This window comes from Streptomyces sp. CA-181903 (assembly GCF_050937075.1).
Lineage (GTDB): Bacteria > Actinomycetota > Actinomycetes > Streptomycetales > Streptomycetaceae > Streptomyces.
Window position 1 is genome coordinate 5443172 of record NZ_JBNJLY010000001.1, and the last position, 21290, is coordinate 5464461.

A 21290-nucleotide genomic window follows, 5' to 3' on the forward strand; every position below is an offset into this window, starting at 1 on the left:
ACCACCCACCAGGGAGCCCGAGTTGACCGAAACCCACCTGCGATCCGCCGACTCGGGCACCGACTGCTACGCGGCGGCCCGGCTGCGCCTGCTGCACGACCGGACCCGCAGCGGGCCGGCCCTGCGCGCCGAGCTCGCCCGGCTCACCGACGGCTGGCTCGCCGGCCTCCTCGGCCGCGCCCACGGCGTCGCCCTCGCCGCCGTCGGCGGCTACGGCCGCGGCGAACTCTCGCCCCGCAGCGACCTCGACCTCCTGTTGCTGCACGCGCCCGGCGCCGACCCGGCGCACGTCGCCGCCGTCGCCGACCGTCTCTGGTACCCGGTCTGGGACCTCGGCCTCGCCCTCGACCACGCCGTCCGCACCCCGGCCGGCGCCCGCCGGACCGCCGCCGACGACCTCAAGGTCCACCTCGGCCTGCTCGACGCCCGCCACCTCGCGGGCGACCCGGGGCTCACCGCCGCCGTCCGCGCCACCGCCTACGCGGACTGGCGCGACCGCGCCCCCGCCCGGCTGCCCGAACTCCGCGAACTCGGCGAGGAACGCGCCCGCCACCACGGCGACCTGCGCTTCCTCCTCGAACCCGACCTCAAGGAGGCCCGCGGCGGCCTCCGCGACGCCACCGCGCTGCGCGCCGTCGCCGCCACCTGGCTCGCCGACGCCCCCCGCGCGGGCCTCGAACCCGCCCGCGAGCTGCTGCTCGACACCCGCGACGCCCTGCACCTCACCACCGGCCGCGCCACCGACCGCCTCACCCTCCAGGAACAGGACCAGGTCGCCGCCGCCCTCGGCCACCCGGACGCCGACGCGCTGCTGCGCCGCGTCTACGAGGCGGCGGGCACCGTGGCGTACGCGGCCGACGTCGTCTGGCGTGAGGCCGGCCGGGTGCTGCGGGCGCGCTCCGGGCGCCCCCGGGTACGGCGGGTGCTCGGGGGGCGGGGCGGGCGCGGCGGCTTCGTCGAGCCTGAGCGCCTCCCGCTCGCCGAGGGCGTCGTCGAACAGGACGGCGAGGTCGTCCTCGCCCGGACGGCCCGGCCCGAACGGGACCCCGTCCTGCCCCTGCGCGCCGCCGCCGCGGCCGTCCGCGCCGGGCTGCCGCTCGCCGCGCACACCGCCCGCCGACTGGCCGCCGCGGGCCCGCTGCCCGAACCCTGGCCCGCCGAGGCGCGCGAGCACTTCGTCACGCTCCTCGGGGGCGGCCCGCACACCGTCGCCGTCTGGGAGGCGCTGGAGGCGGAGGGCGTCATGTCCCGGCTGCTGCCGGAGTGGGAACGCGTCCGCTGCCGGCCGCAGCGCAACCCCGTCCACCGGTGGACCGTCGACCGGCACCTGATCGAGACGTGCGTCCGCGCCGCCGCCCTGACCCGTCGGGTCGACCGCCCGGACCTCCTGCTCGTCGCGGCGCTCCTGCACGATCTGGGGAAGGGGCTGCCCGGTGATCACTCCGTGACCGGGGAGGCCGTCGCCCGCGAGGTCGCGCCGCGGCTCGGGTTCGGTCCCGGGGACGCGGCCACTCTCGCCGTTCTCGTCCGGCACCATCTGCTGCTCGTCGAGACCGCGACCCGGCGGGACCTCGACGATCCGGCGACGGTACGGGTGGTGACGGAGGCGGTTCCGGACGCGTCGACGCTGCACCTGCTGCACGCCCTCACGGAGGCGGACGCGCTCGCGACCGGGCCGGCGGCGTGGAACTCCTGGCGGGCGTCGCTGGTTTCCGGCCTGGTGCGGCGGGCGGCGGCGGCCCGGGCGGGGGAGTCGGCCGCCGGGCGCGCGGAGGCCCCGGAGCCCTCCGCCGCGCAGGAGCGCCTCGCGGCCGAGGCGCGGGGCTCCGGCTCACCGGCGGTGACGCTGTCCGCCGGGTCCGACGGCGTGGAACTGCTGATGGCCGTCCCCGACCAGCCCGGCGTGCTGGCCGCCGCCGCGGGCGTGCTCGCGCTGCGGCGGCTCACCGTGCGGTCGGCGGATCTGCGGGCCGTGGACGGCGGCGTCCTGCTGCTGCGGTGGCGGGTGGCGGCGGAGTACGGCGATCCGCCGTCGGGGGCGCGGTTGCGGGACGATCTGGTGCGGGCGCTGGACGGCTCGCTTGACGTCGGGGCGCGGCTGGCCGAGCGCGAGGCCGCTTATGCGGGCCGGCGCCGTGGGCTGCCGCCGGCCGCGCCTTCGGTCTCCGTCTGCGACGGCGGCTCCCATGACGCGACGGTCCTGGAGGTGCGGGCCGAGGACGCTCCCGGGCTGCTGTACCGGATCGGGAGGGCGTTGGAGGGGCGGGGGTGTGGGTGCGGAGTGCGCATGTGTCGACGTTGGGGGCGAGTGTGGTGGATGCGTTTTATGTGACGGGGTGGATGGGGGTCCCCTGCGGGAGGCGGGGGTTGTGGCTGAGGCGGTGGAGCGGGCGTTGCGGTAGCGCCTGCGGCGGGCTGGTGCCCCGGTCCCTCCCCTTCGCCGATTCCTGGGGCTGCGCCCCAGACCCCACTCATCGCGGCTTCGCCGCTCGTCCTCAATCGCCGGACGGGCTGAAATAGCCCGTCCGGCGATTGAGGACAGCGCGCGCAGCGCGCTTCGGGGGCCTGGGGGCTCGCCCCCAGGAAAAGGAGAAAGGGCGGGACCGGGGCCACCCCCACCGCCGGTGCGGATACCCTGGAGGGCGATTCCACCGCCCCCGACCCCGAGGACCGACGAGCGCCGTGTTCGATACCCTCTCCGATCGCCTCTCAGCGACGTTCAAATCCCTGCGCGGCAAGGGTCGGCTCTCCGAGGCGGACATCGACGCCACCGCTCGCGAGATCCGCATCGCCCTGCTGGAAGCGGACGTCGCCCTCCCGGTCGTCCGGGCCTTCATCAAGCAGGTCAAGGAGCGCGCCGGCGGCGAAGAGGTCTCCAGGGCCCTCAACCCCGCCCAGCAGGTCGTCAAGATCGTCAACGACGAGCTGGTCGGCATCCTCGGCGGCGAGACCCGCCGCCTCCGCTTCGCCAAGACCGCCCCCACCGTGATCATGCTCGCGGGTCTCCAGGGTGCCGGTAAGACGACCCTCGCCGGCAAGCTCGGACTCTGGCTGAAGAGCCAGGGCCACAGCCCGCTGCTGGTCGCCTGCGACCTCCAGCGTCCCAACGCCGTCAACCAGCTCAGCGTCGTCGCCGAGCGCGCCGGAGTGGCCGTCTACGCGCCGCAGCCGGGCAACGGTGTGGGCGACCCGGTGCAGGTGGCCAAGGACTCGATCGAGTACGCGAAGTCCAAGGTCCACGACATCGTCATCGTGGACACCGCCGGCCGCCTCGGCATCGACGCCGAGATGATGCAGCAGGCCGCGGACATCCGCGACGCGGTGAACCCGGACGAGACGCTGTTCGTCGTCGACGCGATGATCGGTCAGGACGCCGTCAACACGGCGGAGGCGTTCCGGGACGGCGTCGGCTTCGACGGCGTCGTGCTGTCCAAGCTGGACGGCGACGCCCGCGGTGGCGCCGCGCTCTCCATCGCGCACGTCACCGGCAAGCAGATCATGTTCGCCTCCAACGGCGAGAAGCTGGACGACTTCGACGCGTTCCACCCGGACCGCATGGCGTCCCGCATCCTCGACATGGGCGACATGCTCACCCTGATCGAGAAGGCCGAGCAGACCTTCAGCCAGGCCGAGGCCGAGAAGATGGCGGCCAAGCTGGCGAAGGGCCCCAAGGAGTTCACGCTCGACGACTTCCTGGCCCAGATGGAGCAGGTCCGGAAGATGGGCTCCATCAGCAAGCTGCTGGGGATGCTGCCGGGCATGGGGCAGATCAAGGATCAGATCAACAACCTCGACGAGCGCGACGTGGACCGCACGGCCGCGATCATCAAGTCGATGACGCCGGCCGAGCGCCAGGACCCGACGATCATCAACGGTTCGCGCCGGGCACGTATCGCCAAGGGTTCGGGCGTGGACGTCAGCGCGGTCAAGAACCTGGTCGAGCGCTTCTTCGACGCCCGCAAGATGATGTCGCGCATGGCGCAGGGCGGCGGTATGCCGGGCATGCCGGGGATCCCCGGGATGGGCGGCGGCGCCGGCAAGAAGAAGAAGCAGCAGAAGCAGGGCAAGGGCAAGCGGCAGAGCGGCAACCCGATGAAGCGCAAGGCGGAGGAGCAGGCCGCCGCCGCGCGCCGGGAACAGGCGGCGGCCAACCCGCTGGGCCTGCCCGCCGGCGAGGACGCCAAGAACTTCGAACTCCCCGACGAATTCAAGAAGTTCATGGGCTGAGGCGTACGAGCCGAGACCGAACAAGCCCCCGGCCGCCGGCCGGGGGCTTTTCACCTGCCCCCAAGCGCCCCGCCGTTGCTACACGCGTGCGATGAGATAGCGGAACACATTCGGCATCCACACCGTGCCGTCCCCGCGCACATACGGGTGGACGGCCTCGGTGAGTTCCTTCGACACCTGCTCCGGGTCGGTGGTCCGGGTGGCCGCGTCGAAGGCGCCCGTCGAGAGCAGCCCGCGGACCGCGCTCGCCAGATCCGCGTAACCGTACGGGCAGGAGACGCGCCCGGAGCCGTCCGGCCGCAGCCCGGCCATCCGGGCCAGGTCCTCCAGGTCGTCCCGGCCGCTCGGCCGCCAGTGCGCCGCGGTGGCCATCGGGTCGGCCAGCCGGGCCGCGACCCGCAGCGCTCCGGAGGCCGCACAGCGCTCCGGCGGCCCCCAGCCGGCCAGCACGACCGGCGCCCCGTGCCGGGCCCGGGCCGCGGCCTGCCGCAGCGCCTCCGCCATCTCCCGGACGCCGCCGCCCGCGCAGTAGAGCGGGTCGAAGGCGGTGACGAGGGTGAACGGGGGGTCTGCGGGATCCGCGACGCCGTTCACGTCGCCGTGCCCCAGCCGGACCGGCGCGCCGGAAGGGTGGGCCGCCAGCCGCTCCCGGGCCAGGTCGAGCCGGTGTTCGTCCGTGTCGATGCCGCTGACGGTGGCTCCGCGGGAGGCCGCCATCAGCAAGGCGAGTCCCGATCCGCAGCCCAGGCTCAGCAACCGGGTCCCGTCATCGACTTCCAGCCGCTCGTAGACCGCTTCGTACAGCGGCACGAGCATGCGTTCCTGGATTTCCGCCCAGTCGCGGACCCGCGACCGGGGCGGCGACGGGGACGGCCGGTGCCGTCGCACGAGCGTTGGTGTCATCGCATGCGCCCCAATCCGCCGAATTCGGTTTCCTGACCGAAGTGCCGCCCCCCATGTGCTGTCGTGCACGCGGTTGTGCCAAACCGCCCCCCAAGCCAGGGAACCCCGCATCCGCCCGAGAGTCCAGGGGGTACGGCGAGAAGTTCCCCCACCGCCCAAGATGGCATGTGCCGCGCCGGACCGCATGAGATGAATACCCAGCCGCAAACCCTGAACGGGCCGACGACGCGGGGTCGCGGGCGGACGGATTCACACTCGGCCCGACGGGGCCCGTACCATTCGCCCCATGGCAAAGGCTCCCATTCTCACTCCGCAGGCGGAAGACTTCCCGCGCTGGTACCAGGACCTGATCAACAAGGCCGAACTGGCCGACAACGGCCCGGTGCGCGGCACCATGGTCATCCGCCCGTACGGCTACGGGCTGTGGGAGCGCATGCAGCAGGAGATGGACGCGCGGATCAAGGACGCGGGCGCCTCCAACGCGTACTTCCCGCTGTTCATCCCGCAGTCGTACCTCACGCGCGAGGCCGAGCACGTGGAGGGCTTCGCCCCGAGCTCGCGGTCGTCACGCACGGCGGCGGCAAGGAGCTGGAGGAGCCGGTCGTCGTCCGGCCCACCTCCGAGACGATCATCAACGAGTACTTCTCCAAGTGGGTGCAGAGCTACCGCGACCTGCCCCTGCTGATCAACCAGTGGGCGAACGTGGTCCGTTGGGAGATGCGCCCCCGCGTCTTCCTGCGCACCAGCGAGTTCCTCTGGCAGGAGGGCCACACGGCGCACGCGACCTACGAGGACGCGCGCGACTACGCGGCGCGCATCCACCGGGACGTGTACTACGACTTCATGGTCAACGTCCTGGGCATCGACGTGGTCCTCGGCCGCAAGACGCCCAAGGAGCGGTTCGCCGGCGCGATCAACACCCTCACGCTCGAAGGCATGATGCGCGACGGCAAGGCCCTCCAGATGGGCACCAGCCACGAGCTCGGCCAGAACTTCGCCAAGGCGTTCAACACCTCGTACCTGTCCAAGGACGGGCAGCAGGAGCTCGTCTGGCAGACCTCGTGGGGCGTCTCGACCCGCATGGTCGGCGGCCTGATCATGTCGCACGGCGACGACAGCGGCCTGCGCGTCCCGCCGCGCCTGGCGCCGGTGCAGGCCGTCGTCCTGGCGATCAAGGGCGACGACGCCGTCATCGCCAAGGTCCGCGAGATCGGCGACCGGCTGAAGGCCGCGGGCGTCCGCGTCCAGGTCGACGACCGCACGGACACCCCGTTCGGCCGCCGCGCCGTGGACTGGGAGCTCAAGGGCGTTCCGGTCCGCATCGAGATCGGCCCGCGCGACCTGGAGAACGGCACCGCGATGCTGGCCCGCCGCATCCCGGGCGGCAAGGAGCCGGTGCGCATCGAGGATCTGACCGCGCTGCTGCCGAAGGTGCTGGAGGAGGACCAGGCGCTGCTGCTGAGCCAGTCCCGCGAGCGTCGCGAGGAGCGCACCTCGGACGTCTCGACGCTGGAGGAGGCCGCCGAGGCCGCCGTGGCCGGCGGCTGGGCGCGGATCCCGTGGTCCGTGCTGGGCGCCGAGGGCGAGGCCAAGCTGGCCGAGCAGGCGGTGACCGTGCGCTGCCTGGTGACCGAGGACGGCGGGGTGCCGGAGACGGACGACGCCCCGGGCGCGCTGGCCATCGTCGCGCGGGCCTACTGAGGCCCGGACGGGCCCGCTGAGGCACGGACACGGTTGAACCCCGGCCGGGGCGGAACTGACTCATGCGTCAGTTTCGCCCCGGCTTGCGAACAGGTGCACGTACTTCTGCGGCTTCTCCGTACTTCTGTGCAGATCGGGGCACCCGCCCTCGACGCGGCGGGTGGCCCGGTATCGCAGGGATACTGACTGGTACGTGCAAATTATTTGGGATGGCCCGGTATCGGAACACCGGGCGGTCCCGACTCGTTGTCACGACGTGAGCACGACACCACCTGTTCTCGCCGCAGAACTGGCGCAGGCGTGGGCCGACATTCAGCGGTTCCACCCCGAGCTGCCGGATCTCGCCGCGCCCGAATCCTTGATCGGGGAGTCGTCGTCCGCGTGCGGCGCCGAGCTCTCCTTCGAAAGGCTGCTGCACGAGGCAGTGCACGGCATCGCGGCCGCCCGCGGTGTCCGGGACACCTCACGCGCCGGCCGCTACCACAACCGCCGGTTCCTGGCGATCGCCGAGGAGCTGGGCCTCGACCACAGTGACGAGCCGCATCCCAGCAGCGGCTTCTCCCTGGTCGTGCTCAACCCGGAGGCGCGTCGCCGCTACCGCGCCACCATCGACAGACTGCAGCGCGCGCTCAAGGCGCACACGATGGCCACCGCGGCCGACACCGCGCGCACCTTCCGCGGACCCGCCGCCCGGCACGGATCGTCGGGCGGCGGCGTGCGGGTCAAGGCCGTGTGCGACTGCGGGCGGAACGTCCGCGTGGTGCCGTCCGTGCTCGCCCAGGCGCCGATCATGTGCGGGGGCTGCGGCCAGCCGTTTCGCATCCCCGAGGCGATGTCCGTGGGGTGACGGGGGCCCCGGCCGGCGCCCTCCGGCCGGGGTCGGGTGATGTTCGTGCGCCCGGGCGCGTATGGCACAATGGGGGCTGTACCCGACAGTCGTACAGGACCCCTCTCTCCTCCGGCTGACGCGTCCATCGGGCACTCCGAGTACCGCAACCCCACGTGGCATCTTGTTGTGCCCACCACGTCAAGACCAGGAGACACCACTCCAGTGGCAGTCAAGATCAAGCTGAAGCGTCTGGGCAAGATCCGTTCGCCTCACTACCGCATCGTCGTCGCCGACTCCCGTACCCGCCGTGACGGCCGGGCCATCGAGGAGATCGGCCTGTACCACCCGGTGCAGAACCCCTCGCGCATCGAGGTCGACTCCGAGCGTGTCCAGTACTGGCTGGGTGTCGGCGCGCAGCCGACCGAGCCCGTCATGGCCATCCTCAAGGTCACCGGCGACTGGCAGAAGTTCAAGGGCCTCCCGGCCCCGGCCCCCATGCTGGTGGCCGAGCCGAAGAAGGACCACAGCGGTCTCTTCGAGTCCGTCGTGAACGCCGCCGACCAGTCGAAGGGTGAGGCCATCACCCCGAAGGCGAAGAAGGCGGAGAAGAAGGACGAGGCTGCCGACGCCGCCGAGTCCGCTGAGTCGACCGAGGCCTGAGCATGCTGGAGGAGGCCCTTGAGCATCTGGTCAAGGGCATCGTCGACAACCCCGACGAGGTGCAGGTGGCGTCACGCACCCTGCGCCGCGGGCGCGTGCTGGAAGTCCGGGTCCACCCGGACGACCTCGGCAAGGTGATCGGCCGCAACGGCCGTACCGCCCGAGCGCTGCGGACCGTCGTGGGCGCCATCGGCGGCCGGGGCATCCGCGTCGACCTCGTCGACGTGGACCAGGTTCGCTGAACGGGCGGCAGGCATCGGCACGGGCCGGGAAGGGATCCCCTTCCCGGCCCGTTGTCGTGTGGGAGGGGCGTTTCGGGGCGCCCCAAGAACGTGGAGAAGGAACGGAATCGTGCAGCTCGTAGTGGGCAGGATCGGCCGCGCCCATGGCATCAAGGGCGAGGTCACCGTCGAGGTGCGGACGGACGAGCCCGAGCTGAGGCTCGGCCCGGGCGCCGTACTGGGCACCGACCCCGCCGGAGTGGGACCGCTCACCGTCGAGAGCGGCCGGGTGCACAGCGGCCGGCTGCTGCTGCGGTTCGCCGGCGTCCCCGACCGGACGGCCGCCGAGGCGCTCCGCAACACCCTCCTGATCGCCGACGTCGACCCGGACGAGACCCCCGAGGACCCCGACGAGTTCTACGACCACCAGCTGGTGGACCTGGACGTCGTCACGGTCGACGGGACCGAGGTCGGCCGGATCACCGAGATCGCCCACCTGCCGTCGCAGGACCTCTTCATCGTCGAACGTCCCGACGGGAGCGAGGTGATGATCCCCTTCGTCGAGGAGATCGTCACCGAGATCGACCTGGACGCGCAGCGCGCCGTCGTCGACCCGCCGCCCGGGCTGCTGGACGCCGAGCTGGCCGTGATCGCCGGCAGCCGGGACGAGGCCGGCGAAGAGTCCGGTGAGTCCGGTGAATCCGGGGACAAGAGCGGCGACGAGGGTGACCGCTGATGCGCCTCGACGTCGTCACGATCTTCCCCGAGTACCTCGAACCGCTGAACGTCTCGCTCGTCGGCAAGGCCCGCGCCCGCGGGCAGCTCGACGTCCGCATCCACGACCTGCGGGAATGGACGCACGACAAGCACAACACCGTCGACGACACCCCGTACGGCGGCGGTCCCGGCATGGTGATGAAGCCGGAGCCGTGGGGCGAGGCGCTGGACTCCGTCATCGACTCGGGCTCCGGCTCCGGTGACGAGGCGCCGACGATCGTCGTCCCCACGCCCAGCGGCCGGCCCTTCACCCAGGAACTGGCCGTCGAGCTGTCGGCCAAGCCCTGGCTGGTCTTCACCCCCGCCCGCTACGAGGGCATCGACCGCCGGGTGATCGAGGAGTACGGCGAGCGGTTCGACGTCCGCGAGGTCTCGATCGGCGACTACGTGCTGGCCGGCGGTGAGGCCCCGGTCCTGGTCATGGTCGAGGCCATCGCCCGGCTGCTGCCCGGAGTCCTCGGCAACGCCGAGTCGCACCGCGACGACTCCTTCGCCCCCGGCGCCATGGCCGACCTGCTGGAGGGCCCGGTCTACACCAAGCCGCCCGAGTGGCGCGGCCGGGGCATCCCCGACGTGCTGCTCAGCGGCCACCACGGGAAGATCGCCCGCTGGCGCCGCGACGAGGCGTTCCGCCGCACCGACGTCAACCGGCCGGATCTCATCGAGCGCGCCGACCCCGCGTCCTTCGACAAGAAGGACCGCGAGATGCTCTCGATCCTCGGCTGGGCCCCGGGTCCCGACGGCCGATTTGGGCGAGTGGCCCCGGACGTGGAAGAATAAGCCGTTGCCTTGCGTCCGGCGCGCGCCCCTGCCACAGGGGGAACGACGTCCGCCGGGGCAGTACGGCACTCCTCACTTTCCGCACGAATTCCGCCGATGACCTGTGGCATCGGCGAGGAAGAGACGACTCATGTCCTCCCTGCTCGACAACGTCAACGCCGCGTCGCTGCGCACCGACGTCCCGGCCTTCCGTCCCGGTGACACCGTGAACGTCCACGTTCGCGTCATCGAGGGCAACCGCTCCCGCATCCAGCAGTTCAAGGGTGTCGTCATCCGCCGCCAGGGTGCGGGCATCAGCGAGACCTTCACCGTCCGCAAGGTCTCCTTCTCGGTCGGCGTCGAGCGCACCTTCCCGGTCCACAGCCCGATCTTCGAGAAGATCGAGCTCGTGACCCGCGGTGACGTCCGTCGCGCCAAGCTGTACTACCTCCGTGAGCTCCGCGGCAAGGCCGCGAAGATCAAGGAGAAGCGCGACAACTGAGCTTCCGCCCGGCGTCCGGGTCCGGCCGGATAGGCTCTCGGACCGATGGACACCGACGCACAGCTTTCGGAGCGCGACCGCTCTCCCCACCCCGAAGGGGGCGAGGAGCAGCGGTCGCGCTCTTCGCGCATACCGGACCGTTCGACGCTCGCCGGGCTGCCCCGGCGGGCATGGCGGTGGGTGACCGGCGGCGGGCCGCTGCGCAGGGCGGGGGTGCTGCTGGTCTGCTGTCTGGCCGTCGTGATGCTGGTCAGCGCGTATGTGGTGCAGCCCTTCGTGATCCCGTCGGCGTCGATGGAGAACACGCTGCGGCCCGGTGACCGGGTGCTGGTCAACAAGCTGGCCTACCGCTTCGGTGACGAGCCGCGGCGCGGTGACGTGATCGTCTTCGACGGCCTGGGGTCGTTCGTCCAGGAGGAGCCGGCCGAGAACGCGGTGACGAAGGCGGTGCGCAAGGTCGCCTCCTCGGTCGGCCTGATGCAGCCGGCGCCGACGGACTACGTGAAGCGGGTCGTGGGGGTCGGCGGGGACCGGGTGGTGTGCGACCACCGGGGCCGGCTGTCCGTCAACGGCCGTGTGATCACCGAGGACTACCTCTTCCCGGGCGACACGGCCTCGCGGGTGCCCTTCCAGGTGGTGGTGCCGGAGGGACGGCTGTTCGTCCTGGGCGACCACCGCGGCGCGTCCCGGGACTCCCGCGACCACCTGGGGGAGCCGGGCGGCGGCATGGTCCCGGTGGACCGGGTGATCGGCCGGGCGGAGTGGATCGGCTGGCCGCTCGGCCGGTGGACCGCGCTGGACCGGCCGGACGCCTTCGACGAGGTGCCCGAGCCGCGCGGTCATGGCGGGGGTGAGCGTGGGGCACCATAGCGGCCGGCCTCCGCGGCGGACCTGGAGGATGCGCGCGCGATACGGGCGGACGGGCGCGCGGTACGGGCAGACGCGCGCGCGGTACGGCGCCCGGCCGTCGGGTCCCGCGCCGGGCGGGCCGGGTGGACGGGCGGCGCGTCGTCTGGCGGCGCGGCGGGTGCGGCGGAACCGGCGGAGGTCCCTGGTCACCGAGGTGCCCGTGCTGCTGTCGGTGGCGCTGCTGATCGCTCTGGTGCTGAAGACGTTCCTGGTGCAGGCGTTCGTCATCCCGTCCGGCTCCATGGAGCAGACGATCCGGATCGGCGACCGGGTGCTGGTCGACAAGCTGACGCCCTGGTTCGGCGACCGGCCGGGGCGGGGGGACGTGGTGGTGTTCAAGGACCCGGGGCACTGGCTGGGGGAGGCGGGGGAGCCCGAGGAGGGGTCGGCCGGGATCCGGGCCGGGCGGCGGGTGCTGTCGTACGTCGGGCTGCTGCCCTCGGCGGGGGAGCAGGACCTGATCAAACGGGTGGTCGCGGTCGGCGGGGACAGGGTCAAGTGCTGTGACGTGAGCGGCAAAATCATGGTCAACGGTTCGCCGATCAGTGAGCCGTATGTGCACCCCGGAAACCCTCCGTCCGAGCTGCCGTTCGACGTGCGGGTGCCGCGCGGGCGGCTGTTCGTGCTGGGGGATCACCGTTCCGACTCGGCCGATTCACGGTTCCACCTCGCCGGTCCCGGGCACGGTACCGTCCCGGAAGACCTGGTCATCGGGCGTGCGATGGTGATCGCCTGGCCGCCGGGGCACTGGCGCGGGCTGTCGGAGTGACGGAGGCGGCGGCTGCCGCCCGGCACCGCCGGGCCCGTTCCGGAGAGTGAGGACGTTCCGGGGCGGGTGGGGTGAACGGGATGATCCGGACCCCGACCCCTGTGGAACTCCCGCTCGTTAAGTGAGTGGCGGGCCTGCGGCGGATGACGACAGGCGACAGCGCGGAGTGAGGAGTGGATGTGGGGGATGTGGCGGTCGGCGCCCGGTCCGGCCATGGAGAGCCCGAGAAGCGTCCGGACGGTGCCGGGGACCCGGCCGCGGGGGAGCGCGTACCCCCGCCGCCGCCGATGCCTCCCTCGCCTTTGTCGCCTCCTTCGCCCCAAGGGCCCCATGAGAGTTCGGGAGGCCCACCGCCACCGGAGGATCCGGGGCGGGTTCCGGCGGGCGGTGGCCTGCCGGACGGCCGGGATCCCGGGGAGCCGGTGTCATTGCACAAGGGTGGTAAATCCGGCAAGTCTTGCAAGAATGACAAATCGGGTAAGCAGCGGTCCTTCTGGAAGGAACTGCCGATCCTGATCGGCGTCGCGCTGATCCTCGCGCTCTTCATCAAGACGTTCCTCGTGCAGGCGTTCTCCATCCCGTCCGAGTCGATGCAGGACACCCTCCAGCGCGGCGACCGGGTGCTGGTCGACAAGCTCACCCCCTGGTTCGGCGCCGAGCCCGAGCGCGGCGAAGTGGTCGTCTTCCACGACCCGGGCAGCTGGCTGAAGGACACCCCGGGCGAGCAGTCCGGGCCGGTGGGCAACGGGGTGCAGAAGGTCCTCAGCTTCGTCGGGCTCATGCCGTCCGCCGGGGAGAAGGACCTGATCAAGCGGGTCATCGCGGTCGGCGGCGACAAGGTCGAGTGCAAGGGCGGCAACAACCCCGTCGTCGTCAACGGCAAGGCGCTCGACGAGCCGTACATCTTCCCGGGGGACACCCCGTGCAGCGACAAGCCGTTCGGGCCGGTCACGGTGCCCAAGGGCAAGCTGTGGGTGATGGGCGACCACCGGCAGAACTCGATGGACTCGCGCTGGCACCAGGACGAGGACGGCGGCTTCGTGCCGGTGGACGACGTCGTCGGCCGCGCGATCGTCGTCGCCTGGCCGCTGAACCGCTGGGCGACGCTGCCCGTCCCCGACACCTTCGACCAGCCCGGTCTGGGCGCGGCCGCCGCGGCGGCGCCCCCGGCGCTGGGCCTCGCGGGGGCCGTCCCGCTGGTGCTGTGGCGCCGCCGCCGGCTGCTCGCCTCCCGCGCCGCCGACGTGCGGGGCTGACGGGGCGTTCCGGTCCTGGCCTGGTCGGCGGCGCGTTCCGGCCCCGGCCTGGTGGTGTGTTCCGCCCCCCGGCCGCCCGGCCGGGAGGGCTGACGCCGCTCCCGTACCGCGGGTAGGGTGCGATTCCATGCCCCGGCGCGGGGAGCGGATCGTCTACGGGTGGGGGACGCGATGGGCGGAGCGGAACGCGGTGGTCCGGGACGTGCCGGCAGGCTGGTGTCCGGGATCGCCGTGGCCCTCGGCGCCGTCCTCTTCCTCGGCGGCTTCGCGTGGGCGGCCCTCGTCTACAAGCCGTACACCGTCCCCACCGACTCCATGGCGCCGACCATCGCGCGCGGCGCCCGCGTCCTCGCCCAGCGGATCGATGGCGACGACGTCCGTCGTGGGGACGTCGTCGTCTTCCACGACAAGGTGTGGGGCGACATGGCCATGGTCAAACGCGTGGTCGGGGTCGGCGGTGACACCGTCGCCTGCTGCGACCGGCGGGGGCGGATGACGATCAACGGGACTCCCGTCGAGGAACCGTATCTGCACGGTGGCGGCGCCGCTTCCGGCAGTCTCGGCCCGGCCTCCGGCAACTTCTCCGCCACTGTGCCCAAGGGCGAGCTGTTCCTGCTCGGCGACCACCGCGCCGACTCCGTCGACTCCCGCTCCCACCTGGGCAAGGACCAGGGCGCGATCCCGCGCGACGCGGTGAACGCGCGGGTGGACGCGGTCCTCTGGCCGGCCGGTGACCTGGGCGTGCTGTCCCGCCCCGCCGCGTTCGACGCCCTGCCCGGCGGGACGTCGCGGCCCGGCCCGGTGCGGCTGCTGGCCATCGCCGTCGTGGCGGGCGCGGCGCTCATCCTGGGAGGGGCGGCGTACGGGCCGCTCGCCCGGCTGCTGACGCGGCGGACGGCTGCGGGCGGGCCGGCATCCGGCGGTTCGGCATCCGGTGGGTCGGCTTCCGGCGGAACGGGACAGGCGGTGGCTCCTCATGGCTGACGCGGCGGCACGGACGGCGGGAGCCCGGCGGCGGGCGGCCCGCGTCGTCCTGCTCGACGCCCGGGACCGGATCCTGCTGCTGCACGGCTTCGAGCCCGCCGACCCCGGGCGGACCTGGTGGTTCACCCCGGGCGGCGGGCTGGAGGGCGACGAGGACTGGGAGGCGGCGGCCCGCCGCGAGCTCGCCGAGGAGACCGGGATCACGGAGATCGAGCTCGGCCCGCCGCTGTGGCGGCGCACCTGCTCGTTCCCCTTCGACGGCCGCCGGTGGGACCAGGAGGAGCGCTACTACCTGGCCCGCACCCGGCAGAACGCCGCCTGGACCGGCGGCGGGACCGAGCTGGAACGCCGCAGTGTGACCGGACTCCGCTGGTGGACCTGCGGTGAACTCCTCGCCACCCATGAGACGGTGTATCCGACCAGGCTCGCCGAGCTGCTGAGCACGCTGCTCCGAGACGGTCCCCCGCAGGTGCCGGTGCGCCTGGAGACGGAACGCGCCTGACGCACAATGGGGGGACGCACGGCTGAAGGGGAACATGCCATGAGCGCCGAGGACCTCGAGAAGTACGAGACCGAGATGGAGCTGAAGCTCTACCGGGAGTACCGCGACGTCGTCGGTCTGTTCAAATACGTGATCGAGACCGAGCGGCGCTTCTACCTGACCAACGACTACGAGATGCAGGTCCACTCCGTCCAGGGCGAGGTCTTCTTCGAGGTCTCGATGGCGGACGCGTGGGTCTGGGACATGTACCGGCCCGCCCGCTTCGTCAAACAGGTGCGGGTCCTGACGTTCAAGGACGTCAACATCGAGGAGCTCAACAAGAGCGACCTCGACCTTCCGAGTGGCTGAGTTGTCCACAACCGGCGGGTTGTCCACAGCTTTCGACCAAGATCCCCCACCACCGCCCGGAGGCCGCACCGTCGGTCCCGGGAGGTGGTGCGGATGGACGCGCGACGGGCGCTCGGGCGCTACGGGGAGGACCTGGCGGTACGCCGGCTGACGGAGGCCGGGATGACGGTGCTGGCCCGCAACTGGCGCTGCCGCGAGGGCGAGATCGACGTGGTCGCGCACGATCGCGACGCGCTGGTCGTGTGCGAGGTGAAGACCCGCAGGGCGGGCCCCTACCAGCATCCGATGGCGGCCCTCACGGCCGTCAAGGCCGAGCGGCTGCGCCGGCTCGCGGAGCGCTGGCTGGAGCGCTACGGCGGCCCGCCCCCGGGTGGGGTCCGTATCGACCTGGTCGGCGTGGTGCTCCCCGAGCGGGGCGCCCCCGAGGTGCAGCACGTCCGGGGGGTGGCGTGATGGGCTTCGCCCGTACGTGCTCGGTCGCCCTGGTCGGGGTGGAAGGGGTGGTGGTCGAGGTCCAGGCCGACCTCGAACCCGGCGTCGCCGCCTTCACCCTCGTCGGGCTGCCCGACAAGAGCCTCTCCGAGAGCCGGGACCGGGTCCGCGCCGCCATCTCCAACTCGGGTGGCGAGTGGCCGCAGCGGAAGTTGACGGTGGGTCTGAGCCCCGCGTCCGTCCCCAAGGGCGGCAGCGGCTTCGACCTGGCCGTCGCCTGCGCGGTGCTGGGCGCGGCAGAGCGCATCGACCCGCGGCGGATCGCCGACCTGGTGATGATCGGGGAACTGGGCCTCGACGGCCGCGTCCGCCCGGTGCGGGGCGTGCTGCCGGCCGTCCTCGCGGCGGCGGACGCCGGGTACCGGCAGGTCGTCGTCCCCGAGCGCACGGCCGCCGAGGCGGCGCTGGTGCCCGGCGTCGCGGTGCTCGGAGTGCGCAGCCTCCGCCAGTTGGTGGCCGTCCTCACCGACGAGCCCGTGCCCGAGGAGGAGGACCCCGGACGGGACGGCCGCCCCGACCCGCTGCTCGCCGGGCTGGCGGTGCCCGGCGCGGGCCAGGGCATGGGCGCGGCTTCCGGTGGGCACGACGGGCACGCGCCCGACCTCGCGGAGGTCGCGGGCCAGCAGCGGGCGCGCCGGGCGCTGGAGGTGTCCGCCGCCGGGCGGCACCACCTGTTCCTGCTGGGCCCGCCGGGCGCCGGCAAGACCATGCTCGCCGAGCGGCTGCCCGGCCTGCTGCCGCCGCTCACTCCGGAGGAGTCGCTGGAGGTCACGGCGGTCCACTCGGTGGCGGGCACGCTCCCGGCCGGCCAGCCGCTGATCGACCGGCCGCCCTACTGCGCCCCGCACCACTCGGCTTCGATGGCCTCGCTGGTCGGCGGGGGCTCGGGAATGCCCCGGCCGGGCGCGGTGTCCTTGGTTCACCACGGAATTCTCTTTCTGGACTTTTCCAACCACGCTGAGACCGACCGTGTCGCTCGTTTGGGCGCTTCTTCGCCCCATGCCGTTCTCGTTAACCGACTGTCTTCGCTGCGTACAGCACGTAGCGGACTACGTTCGGGGAGGCCGGGGTGGCGCGAAGCCGAGTGGTGCTTGATGACTTTCGTGTCCAAACGCTGCGGCGAGCGGGCGGCGGGGTGTCGTACGCGATCGTCTGGCCGGACTGCTCGGTCGACGAGGAGGCAGATCGCTACCTGCGGCTGTACGAGGGTTCAGGAACTCAAAAGACGTACGCGTATGCCTTGGTAGATCACCTTCGTTGGCGCATCCGGGAAGGGTTGACCAGCGACACCATCACGGTCCTGGACGTGCAGCGCTACATGGGGGCGGTGGGCGCTAAGATCCCGATGCCCTATGGGCAACCGTGGCGGACGCCGCCGAAACGTCCGTACGGGACGTCAGCACTGCAGGTGACGGCCGCGTGCTTGAAGGGTTTCTACCTGCACACATGCTCGCGGAGTGGATCGAATCCCGAGCTGGTGGCAGCGCTCTCGGCGGAGCGACTGCCGACCAAGGCGGACAAGGGCCGCGCCCTGCTGGGGCACGTCAAGAAGACGATGCCGATCAACCCCCTGGCGCCCGCGACGACAGTCCGCCGACGGCATCCGAAGATGCTGCCGAAGCAGGCCAAGCCCGGACTGCGGGACGTGGTGAACACCGCTCGCGACGCCATGGTCGTGCAGTGGCTGGCGGACACCAGCTTGCGCATCGGCGGCCTGACCGGGCTGCATCTGGTCGACCTGCATCTGCGGGACAACGCGGCCTGCAACGAGTGCCAGAGCCCCCACCTGCACGTCTGCCACCGATGGGGCAACCCGAACAGGGCCGCGGCGAAGATCAAGCCAGACTGGAAGATGGTCGACGGAGTGATCACCGGCGGGGAGATCTACCGGGTCAGCCCGGCCATGATCAGCAGCTACTTCCAGTACATGACGACGGAGTACGCGAAGTACGCCACGGGGCACGGCATGCTCTTGATCCAGCTGACCGGACCGAGGCAGGGGGAGCCGTGGACGGCGGATGCCGCCCGCGGCGTGCTCCGGCGGGCCGGCCGACGGGCACAGCTGCCCGGGCGGATTCGGCCCCAGGCGTTTCGCCATCAGTTCACCAACGACGTCATGGATGCCTCCGACGGGGACGCTTTGGTGGCCAAGGCGGCGGGGAACTGGGCCTCGATGCAGATGGTTGACGAGGTCTACGGCCACCCCGACCTGCATTCACCTGCGTTCACCACCGCGCTGAAGACCGTCTGGGGTGAGGAGGAATGAGGTCCCTCCACCTCCTCACCATGACGAGCGGCACCTCGGGCTCGCGGACCACTTCCGATCGCTTGGAGCTGCTACACGCCCTGATCGCGGCACCCACCTTTGACCCGCTCTTCCGGGAAGACGTCATCGTCGTCCCCGGCGACCATCCCACCTACGGCTGGATCTGCCAGGTCGCAGCCTGTCAGCGGGCCGCGGACAACTCCCGGGAGTACTGCCAGGTCCACAAGCGCCAGTGGTCCGAGGTGAAGGCCAAGGGCGGCAACGTGACCGAGTTCCTGCGCGTCGCCCAGCCGTTGGAATCCGCCTCCTGGCATGTCATCCCAGACTGCCTCGTCTGCCCAGACGTCCCGGCGTTCAGCAAGACCCAGCTCTGCTACCTCCACGAGCGTCAGTGGGACGCGCGACGCCGGGACTACGAAAGACGCAAGGGTCATCCGCTTGAGTTCGATACGTGGCTTGCCCGAGCCACGGCCTACCCCGCGTTCGGCGACTGCCAGATCACCGGATGTCCCGAACGCGCGGGATCTGCCCTCCGTCTGTGCTACCGACACGAGCGTCAGTACCGGCGCGAGGGTCGCCCCGGCAATGCTCGGATGCCGACGAACTGGTCCCGAACCCTGGCGAAGGGCGGGCAACCCAAACTCCTCTACACCGACGAGGAACGCTTCCGCATCTGGTGCTCAGAGCCCAAGACACCCACTCGCCGGATCAACGGCAGGCTGTCGCTGTTGGGCCTCCGGCCTTTGGCCAAGGCGGAGCTCCAATGGGTGGCAGTCCAGCACGCCCAGACCGCCGAGGAAGGCGCCAACTGGCCGCTGCTCTGGCTCCAGGCCGCCGCCGACTGCTGCCGGGAACAGGACGTGAGCTCCCTGGTCGATCTTGACCTGGACGCTTGTCCGCACCAAGCCCGACAGCTCATCAAGGCCATGCTCAAGCATCTTCGGTTGATCTACTTCAGCCGCCAGGACACCAAGGACGCTGGCTTCATCGAAACCGACCATTTCGGCGTCCGCTTCCCCCACACCGAAAGCCACATCGACCTCACCGGAATCTCCCAGCGGTGGTTCCGTGACCTGCTCTGGGACAACCTGGCCGCTGAACTCACTACCAAGCCGCCCCGCTCCCGCAACCCATTCGATAGCCGGCGTCGTGGCTGCATCGAGTTGTCCGCCTTCCTGGAGGCCCAGGCTCCAGGCGGCGGCCACGACCCCACCCTCCTCACCGAGAACCACATGGTCGACTTCATCGCCGACCAGCGGCACCGCGCCAAGCACAAACTGTCGTCGCTCGGACTTCGCAGGCAAGGACGCGACGGCACCAGCTTCATGACCGACGGCATCGTCTGCGACAACCTCAACGGAGCACGTCGGTTGCTTCGCGACGCGTTGGAGACCGGGGCAGCGATGCAGATCGGCCTCGACCGCGCCTTCGTCGTCATCTTGCCGCGCTCCCAGAAGAAGGTTGGCCGGCGCAAGCCGTTCTCCGACGACGTCGCCAAGGCCCTGGCCGATCCGCAGAACCTCGACGACCTGGAGGCCATGGACAGCGAGGACCACGGGCTGAGGGACATCTGGGAAACCCTCGCCGTCACCGGCCGACGCTGCAGCGAGGTCCTGGAAGTCCGCCTGGAGTGCATCGCCCGGCACGGCAAGATCCCCATGTTCTGGCATGACCAGACGAAGGTCGGGAACTTCGACGAAGGCATCCGCATCTCCGAACGTTGCTTCCGGCGATTGCAGGAGCGACAGAGCAAGACCATTGACCGCTTCGTCCAGCGAACCGGCCGTCTCCCCTCCGCCGACGAACGGCTGCAACTGGCGCTCTTCCCCCGCCGTCCCACGAACCGACGGGGCCTCAAGGGCGTCTCCTATGGGTGGTTCTCGACCCTGTTCAGCGCCTGGGTCAAAGGGTTGGATCTCGGGAAGGCAGTCCCTCATCAGGCCCGCCACACCCTGGCGACCAATCTGCTCAAGGCCGGAGCGAACCTTACTCACGTCAAGCGCTACCTCGGCCAGATCTCCGAGGCGATGGCAGAGCACTACGTCCACATCGCCAACACCGACCCGAGGCTCAACGCCGCCCTCGAAGCAGTCTGGGTCGGCGGCCCCGGAGCAGCCGAACCCGGAATCCTCCTGGCCGGTGGCGAGCCCCTGAGCCGCGCGGAGGCAGAGGCCCTGGCCATCGACCTCGCCCGCAGATCAACGCCCGCCGAGGGCGGCTTCTGCACCTTCCAGCCGGTCGTCAGCGGCGACGCATGCCCATGGGGCATGAACTGCCACAACTGCCAGGAGTTCGTGATGTCTGGAGCGGACCTCGTCTACTGGCACCGCAAGCGCGAGCAGTGGCGGATGGTGGCCGAAGGTGCCCCCGACAGCAAGACAGCCGACTATCTGCACGAGCTCTTCGAGCCCACGGCCCGGGCCATCGCTGGCCTGGAGAAGGCCCTGGAGAGCTTCGGGCTCCTTGAAGAGGCGCTCGCGCTCGACCTTCGCCGCCCGCAGGACTACTTCGGTCGCGTTTGGAGCACAGCGTTCCGGGCTCGTGAGCTCGCGGAACTCGACGCGGAATCGGAAGAGGCTGCATGAAGCCGCACGCCACGACGGCGGCGATCGAGGCCCGCCGCCGTCAGACAACGCAGAAGCTTAAGCAGGTCGAGAAGGCCATCGGGCAGCTTCGCCGGGAGCGCGGTCGGCTGACGGTCCGGGCCGTCGCCCAGCGGGCAGGAGTGTCCGTCACGTTCCTCTATGAGAACACCGACGCCCGGAAACTCGTGAACAACGCGGTCGACGACGGCCGCACTCGCCAGATCAGAGTGGCCCAGGCCGAGCACGAGCAGATCGAGGCGTCCTGGCGCGAACGCGCGCTGAACGCGGAAGCCGAACTCGGCCGCACGCAGAAAGAGGTCTTTGCCCAGCGGCAGCAGATCGGCGAGCTGATGGGCAAGCTCCGAGACTTCGACCAGATGGTTCCGGGAGAGTCCGTCCAGGCGCTGGCCTCCGAGAACATCACGCTCAAGCGCCGCGTTCAGCAGCTCATGCGGGAGCACCGCAGCCTGCAGGAACGCCTCGAAGGCGCCCGGTCGAACCTGCGCTTCTCCGACAAACGCATCGCCGACCTCGAAGCCCAACTCCTCGAACGGGACCAGCCATGACCGATACCCTCTCCTCCGAGCCGATCCACCTCGA

The 21290-nt window shown here is 71.3% G+C and carries 18 protein-coding genes and 3 pseudogenes; 20 read left to right on the top strand and 1 reads right to left on the bottom strand.

What is annotated here, in order from left to right:
* Positions 1-22: 22 nt before the first annotated feature.
* Positions 23-2402: pseudogene (locus tag ACQEVS_RS24415) on the top strand ([protein-PII] uridylyltransferase).
* Between the two features lie 280 nt (positions 2403-2682).
* A complete protein-coding gene (ffh, locus tag ACQEVS_RS24420; RefSeq protein WP_433023621.1) occupies positions 2683-4227 on the top strand; it encodes a signal recognition particle protein in 1545 nt (514 codons plus the stop codon).
* A 78-nt stretch (positions 4228-4305) separates the two neighbouring features.
* On the opposite strand, the gene ACQEVS_RS24425 is transcribed toward ffh, so the two are convergent.
* The gene (locus tag ACQEVS_RS24425) at positions 4306-5130 is read right to left on the bottom strand and encodes a class I SAM-dependent methyltransferase (RefSeq protein ID WP_433023622.1); all 825 of its coding nucleotides are present in this window, start codon (positions 5128-5130) and stop codon (positions 4306-4308) included.
* A gap of 286 nt (positions 5131-5416) precedes the next feature.
* On the opposite strand from ACQEVS_RS24425, the pseudogene proS reads away from it, so the two are divergent.
* The 18 genes and pseudogenes from proS (at position 5417) to ACQEVS_RS24515 (ending at position 21256) form a co-directional block, all read left to right on the top strand.
* Positions 5417-6831: pseudogene (gene proS, locus ACQEVS_RS24430) on the top strand (proline--tRNA ligase).
* 256 nt (positions 6832-7087) lie between these two features.
* On the top strand, positions 7088-7678 hold the full coding sequence (locus ACQEVS_RS24435; protein ID WP_433023623.1) for a hypothetical protein: 591 nt from the start codon (positions 7088-7090) through the stop codon (positions 7676-7678).
* A 204-nt stretch (positions 7679-7882) separates the two neighbouring features.
* Positions 7883-8320, top strand: a complete 438-nt coding sequence (gene rpsP, locus ACQEVS_RS24440) for a 30S ribosomal protein S16 (protein ID WP_433023624.1) — start codon at positions 7883-7885, stop codon at positions 8318-8320.
* Between the two features lie 2 nt (positions 8321-8322).
* Positions 8323-8562 (top strand): RNA-binding protein, encoded by a 240-nt coding sequence (locus ACQEVS_RS24445; protein ID WP_004944869.1) that lies wholly within the window; start codon positions 8323-8325, stop codon positions 8560-8562.
* A 109-nt stretch (positions 8563-8671) separates the two neighbouring features.
* Entirely contained in the window at positions 8672-9277 is a 606-nt protein-coding gene (gene rimM, locus ACQEVS_RS24450; protein ID WP_433023625.1) for a ribosome maturation factor RimM, read from the top strand.
* Complete coding sequence (gene trmD / locus ACQEVS_RS24455) at positions 9277-10098, top strand: tRNA (guanosine(37)-N1)-methyltransferase TrmD (RefSeq protein ID WP_433023626.1); 822 nt, start codon at positions 9277-9279, stop codon at positions 10096-10098. The genes rimM and trmD overlap by 1 nt, the downstream gene beginning before the upstream one ends.
* A 130-nt stretch (positions 10099-10228) precedes the next feature.
* Positions 10229-10579 (top strand): 50S ribosomal protein L19, encoded by a 351-nt coding sequence (gene rplS, locus ACQEVS_RS24460; RefSeq protein ID WP_004944863.1) that lies wholly within the window; start codon positions 10229-10231, stop codon positions 10577-10579.
* 45 nt (positions 10580-10624) lie between these two features.
* Positions 10625-11449: a signal peptidase I gene (gene lepB, locus ACQEVS_RS24465; RefSeq protein WP_433023627.1), complete on the top strand. Its 825-nt coding sequence runs from the start codon at positions 10625-10627 to the stop codon at positions 11447-11449.
* 28 nt (positions 11450-11477) lie between these two features.
* Entirely contained in the window at positions 11478-12257 is a 780-nt protein-coding gene (gene lepB / locus ACQEVS_RS24470; RefSeq protein WP_433023628.1) for a signal peptidase I, read from the top strand.
* A gap of 188 nt (positions 12258-12445) precedes the next feature.
* Positions 12446-13513: a signal peptidase I gene (gene lepB / locus ACQEVS_RS24475; RefSeq protein WP_433027865.1), complete on the top strand. Its 1068-nt coding sequence runs from the start codon at positions 12446-12448 to the stop codon at positions 13511-13513.
* Between the two features lie 171 nt (positions 13514-13684).
* Complete coding sequence (gene lepB, locus ACQEVS_RS24480; protein WP_433027868.1) at positions 13685-14497, top strand: signal peptidase I; 813 nt, start codon at positions 13685-13687, stop codon at positions 14495-14497.
* Positions 14490-14999, top strand: coding sequence for an NUDIX hydrolase (locus tag ACQEVS_RS24485; RefSeq protein ID WP_433023629.1), 510 nt, complete (start codon positions 14490-14492; stop codon positions 14997-14999). Before lepB (ACQEVS_RS24480) ends, ACQEVS_RS24485 begins: the two co-directional genes overlap by 8 nt.
* Positions 15000-15038: 39 nt before the next feature.
* The gene (locus ACQEVS_RS24490; RefSeq protein WP_004944840.1) at positions 15039-15347 is read left to right on the top strand and encodes a DUF2469 domain-containing protein; all 309 of its coding nucleotides are present in this window, start codon (positions 15039-15041) and stop codon (positions 15345-15347) included.
* 93 nt (positions 15348-15440) lie between these two features.
* On the top strand, positions 15441-15800 hold the full coding sequence (locus ACQEVS_RS24495; protein WP_433023630.1) for a YraN family protein: 360 nt from the start codon (positions 15441-15443) through the stop codon (positions 15798-15800).
* A pseudogene (locus ACQEVS_RS24500) lies at positions 15800-16783 on the top strand (ATP-binding protein); the annotation flags it as partial. The gene ACQEVS_RS24495 and the pseudogene ACQEVS_RS24500, both read left to right, overlap by 1 nt.
* A gap of 533 nt (positions 16784-17316) precedes the next feature.
* Positions 17317-18105, top strand: coding sequence for a tyrosine-type recombinase/integrase (locus tag ACQEVS_RS24505; protein ID WP_433023631.1), 789 nt, complete (start codon positions 17317-17319; stop codon positions 18103-18105).
* 20 nt (positions 18106-18125) lie between these two features.
* Positions 18126-20690 carry a tyrosine-type recombinase/integrase gene (locus ACQEVS_RS24510; RefSeq protein WP_433023632.1) on the top strand — a complete coding sequence of 855 codons (2565 nt, stop codon included), beginning with the start codon at positions 18126-18128 and terminating at the stop codon, positions 20688-20690.
* Positions 20687-21256, top strand: coding sequence for a DUF6262 family protein (locus ACQEVS_RS24515; protein ID WP_433023633.1), 570 nt, complete (start codon positions 20687-20689; stop codon positions 21254-21256). Before ACQEVS_RS24510 ends, ACQEVS_RS24515 begins: the two co-directional genes overlap by 4 nt.
* Positions 21257-21290: the final 34 nt, after the last annotated feature.